The organism is Spiroplasma sp. hy2, from assembly GCF_044714365.1.
In the GTDB taxonomy this organism is placed as follows: Bacteria; Bacillota_I; Bacilli_A; order Mycoplasmatales; family Mycoplasmataceae; genus Spiroplasma; species Spiroplasma phoeniceum.
In genome coordinates this window covers 1-4,810 of sequence record NZ_RXFZ02000073.1, presented here as the reverse complement: position 1 = coordinate 4,810, position 4,810 = coordinate 1, and the positions used below count along the sequence as shown (strand labels likewise).

The following is a 4,810-nucleotide window of genomic DNA, read 5'->3' as shown; positions in this document are numbered from 1 at the left end:
AATTAAAGCAAAATCATAATCTTACACAAAATTAGTTTTCAAATTGTCATATTGATGATTTTTTTTATTTCATCAAGAGTTTTCGACAAAATTAAAGAATAATTTTAGAATATCTTTAATGAATTATTGAAATTTGTTACAATTAAAAAGAAACTATCGTTTAACTATTTACTTACAAGTAATATTTATTAAGCAATATTTTTGTAAGGAGGAAATTCAGATGACAGATTGTAGGTTATCTTGCCATGCTTGTCAATGTTCATGTTCAGGTACAAATAGTGACCATAAATGTTTTGAATGTGATTGCAACAAACCACATGGCCGAAAATAATATTTTGTTTCTCATTTTTGAGAAACTTTTTTTGTAATATCATATATGAACTATAATAAGGAATAATTAGCCTTAAAAATAGTTTTTTTTATTGAATTTATTGTTATTTTTGATTAAGATTTATCTAATGACTGTTAATTAAAGAAGGAATTAGAAAAATGAGAATTGGAAATATTGAAATCAAAGGGCAAGTTTTTTTAGCACCAATGGCCGGAATTACAAATGAAGCATTCCGAATTATTTGTCATGAATTAGGAGCAGGATTGGTTTATGCTGAAATGGTTAGTGATAAAGCAATTTTACAAAAAAATGAACGAACTTTACAAATGATTGAGGTAAATAAATTAGAACATCCAATTTCAATGCAAATTTTTGGAACAGATATGGAAACTTTTGTTGCAGCAGCAAAATATGTTGATCAACATAGTGAATGTGATATTATTGATATTAATATGGGTTGTCCTGCACCAAAAATTGCAATTAAGTCACAAGCAGGGTCATATTTATTAAAACATCCTCAACTCGTTTATGAAGTTGTTAAGGCAGTGGTTGAAAATGTTACTAAACCAGTAACTGTTAAAATTCGAATTGGCTGAGATGAAGAGAATATTAATTGTGTTGAAATTGCAAAATATTGTGAACAAGCAGGAGCACAAGCAATTGCAGTTCATGCTCGAACACGAAATCAATTTTATTCTGGAAAAGCTGATTGAAATTGAATTAGGAAAGTAAAAGAAAATGTTGCAATTCCAGTAATTGGGAATGGTGATATTTTTACTTGTGAAGATGCAAAACGAATGTTAAAAGAGACTGGTTGTGATGCAATTATGTTAGCACGAGGAGCACAAGGAAATCCATGAGTATTTAAACAGATTCAACATTTTTTAGATACTGGTGAAAAAATTGAGCAACCACCATTAGATGAATGGCGGAATATTATTTTCCGCCATGCAGAATTATTATTAAATTTAAAGGGAGAACGAATTGCAGCGAGTGAAATGCGGAAAAATTTAGCCTTTTATTTTAAAGGAAAGCCAGAAGCTACTAATTATAAAATTCGGGCAACGCAAATAAATACAATATTTGAGTTAAAAATGTTTGTTAATGAATATATTGCCTATTATAATAGTAATATTAGTGTTGCTAAATAGTAAAAAGGAGAATTAAAATGGAGAAACGTAATTTTACAGAACAAGAGCAAATTAGACGTGATAAATTAAAAAAAATAGTTAACGATGGACATAATCCTTTTGTAATTGCCAAGTTTGACCGAACACATACAAGTAAAGAACTTAATGAACAATTTAATCATTTATCAAAAGAGAAATTAGCCACAAGTAGTGATAATATAATAGTTAAAATTGCGGGTCGAATTAAAACATTTCGCGAAGCAGGAAAAGCTAGTTTTGTAACGTTACAAGATCAAAATGGAATTTTTCAAATTTATGTTCGAAATGATGAAGTTGGTGATGAAAAATATCAAGAATTTATTAATTTTGATTTAGGAGATATTATCGGAATTACTGGAATAATGATGAAAACAAACACCGGGGAATTAACAGTGCGAGTTAAAGAATTTGTTTTATTAGCAAAAGCATTGCGTGCATTACCTGACAAATATCATGGAATGACTGATATTGAAGAAAAATATCGTCGTCGTTATGTTGATTTAATTACATCAGCGGAAACAAAAGATATTTTTATTAAGCGTAGTAAGATTATTGCTTTAATGCGAGATTTTTTTAATAGTAAGGGATATTTAGAAGTTGAAACACCTGTTTTACAGCCTATTCATGGTGGCGCAGCGGCAAAACCATTTATAACTCATCATAATACATTAGATATGAATTTTTATCTACGAGTAGCAACAGAATTACCTCTAAAACGGTTAATTGTTGGTGGCTTTGAGGGAGTTTATGAAATAGGACGATTATTTAGAAATGAAGGAATGGATATACGCCATAATCCAGAGTTTACAACAGTTGAAATTTATGTTGCATATCAAGATATGAATTTTATGATGCAATTAACAGAGGATACTATCTGCTACATTGCAAAAAACATTTTAAATAAAGATGAAACAAAATACGATGGAGTAATGATTTCATTCAAACAGCCATGAAAACGTTGACATATGGTTGATGCAATTAAAGAGTTAGTGGGAATTGATTTTTGAAAACCAATGACTTTTGCTGAAGCAAAGAAAATTGCAAAAGAAAAAAAACTACCAATTGAAAAATTTCATACTTCTGTTGGACATATTATTAATTTGTTTTTTGAAGAATTTGTGGAAGATAAATTAATTCAACCAACATTTATTTATGGTCATCCCGTTGAAGTTTCTCCATTGGCAAAAACAAATGCAGAAGATCCAAGATTTACTGATCGATTTGAATTATTTATTAAAGGGCGTGAATATGCAAATGCTTATTCAGAATTAAACAATCCAGTTGAACAATATGAGCGTTTTGTTAGTCAATTAGCAGAACGTGATAATGGTAATGATGAAGCACAAGAATTAGATATTGATTTTATTGAAGCATTGGAATATGGAATGCCACCAACAGGTGGTTTAGGAATTGGAATTGATCGCCTAGTTATGTTATTAACAGGACAAGATTCAATTAAAGATGTATTATTATTTCCCCACATGCGACCAAGAGGAAAATAGGTGATTGTATGGCATTTGGTATTGAAATTGGTTATAGTTCAATTTTAACATTACGTGAAACAGTAGAAGCAATTAGTTTAATTAAACGTGAATTAGTTCGTCGTTTTATTATTCAATTTAATTTATTAAAAGTTGATGCGCCTTTAATTACTACAGAAGAAAAAGGGTTTAATGATGATTTTCGAATGACAGAACGGCCAATTGATTTTGATATTTCACCAACTAATTTGGTTGGTGAAATATTACAGTCACACAATAAATGGCGACGAAATGCAATTAAACAATATGAATTGTTAGAAAACGAAGGAATTTTAACAACGGCAATGGTTTTGCGTCGTGATATTAAGCAATCAAATAGCCAAGCAGTAAGTTTTAGCGAAATTGGATTTGATTTATTATTAGAAGAAAAAGACATTACATTATTAAAAATTAAACAAACAATTGATAAAGCAACTAATATTGTTAGTGATGTAGAAGACATTTTATTATTAAAATTTCCGCAATTAAATAAGAAATTTAAGAAAAAATTAAATTGAACAAGTCAAATTGAATTACAAAAAGCAATGCGATTATTAAGTTATCAAGAACGCTTGAACCGCTATACAAGAGAAAATGGTGCTACAATCCTCTATGGTTTAAAAAATAGTATTACTAATAATACGATTGAAATTAGTGAATCGCAAGATGTTTTTAATTGGGAACTCTATGCGAAAATTTTTGTTTATGATTTTGTGTTAGAAAAAGCTATTTGTATTGGTTATTGTGCTGCTACTGTTAATCGTGATGTTTTAAAAAGTCAATTAGCAGTAACAAAAGAAACAAGTAAATTAAGAACAGAATATGATGCAAAAGTAGCAACAAATGACTTACCAGTGACACTTTCGTTCGGACTTTTTAAGTCACAATTAGATTTATTTTTATTAGAAAAACAACATATTGGTAAAGTTATTGCTTCGGTTTGAAGTGATGATTTTTTAGAATATGTTAAGAAAAATGGAATTGAAATTTTATAAATGAAAAATTATACGGTAATTATTGTTGCAGCTGGGAAGTCATCACGTTTTAATCAGAAAGACAATAAGTTGCTATATCAACTTGATAATAAACAAACTATTATTGAACAAACATTAATGTTATTTTTAAGTGATCCACTTTGTACAGAAATTATTGTTGGTGTTAATGAAGAAATTTTAACTTTTTTATTGAAAAAAAATTACCAAGCAAAAAATATCCAATTTATTATGGGTGGCATAGAACGAGTTGATACGATTTATCAATGTTTAATTAATCATAAAATTAGTAATGAAATTATAATGATTCATGATGGTGTGCGTTGTTTTACTAGTTTAACTTTTATTAATCAATTAAATCAAGTTTTTCAACAAAAAAATTATGAAGTGCTAATTCCAATTTTACCAATTACTGAAACCCTTAAAAAAGTTAAAAATAATTTTATTGAAAAAACATTACCTCGAGAAGAATATTTTACAATTCAGACGCCACAAGTTTTTAAAGCAAGATTATTATATCAAGTTTATGACAGATATTTTCAAACTAAAAATAGAACAATAATTTATGATGATAGTTATTTAGTAGAGTTATTTTCACCAGAAACAAAAATTCATACAATTTATGGTGAAAAACAAAACATTAAATTAACTTATGTTGATGATTTAAAATTATTAAAATTATTAAAATAACGCTTTAATTTTGTCGAAAACTCTTGATGAAATAAAAAAAATCATCAATATGACAATTTGAAAACTAATTTTGTGTAAGATTATGATTTTGCTTTAAATTTTTTAAAW

The 4,810-nt window shown here is 27.9% G+C and carries 4 protein-coding genes; all 4 read left to right on the top strand.

The window, feature by feature from the left end:
* Positions 1-489: 489 nt before the first annotated feature.
* Genes dusB through EHV01_RS03235 form a run of 4 tightly spaced genes read left to right on the top strand, consistent with a single transcriptional unit; the run spans position 490 to position 4,702 of the window.
* Positions 490-1,482, top strand: coding sequence for a tRNA dihydrouridine synthase DusB (gene dusB, locus EHV01_RS03250; RefSeq protein WP_422066181.1), 993 nt, complete (start codon positions 490-492; stop codon positions 1,480-1,482).
* Between the two features lie 17 nt (positions 1,483-1,499).
* Positions 1,500-3,002: a lysine--tRNA ligase gene (gene lysS, locus EHV01_RS03245; protein ID WP_422066180.1), complete on the top strand. Its 1,503-nt coding sequence runs from the start codon at positions 1,500-1,502 to the stop codon at positions 3,000-3,002.
* Between the two features lie 8 nt (positions 3,003-3,010).
* Complete coding sequence (locus tag EHV01_RS03240; RefSeq protein ID WP_422066179.1) at positions 3,011-4,015, top strand: asparagine synthetase AsnA; 1,005 nt, start codon at positions 3,011-3,013, stop codon at positions 4,013-4,015.
* Positions 4,016-4,702 (top strand): IspD/TarI family cytidylyltransferase, encoded by a 687-nt coding sequence (locus EHV01_RS03235; protein ID WP_422066178.1) that lies wholly within the window; start codon positions 4,016-4,018, stop codon positions 4,700-4,702.
* Positions 4,703-4,810 lie beyond the last annotated feature (108 nt).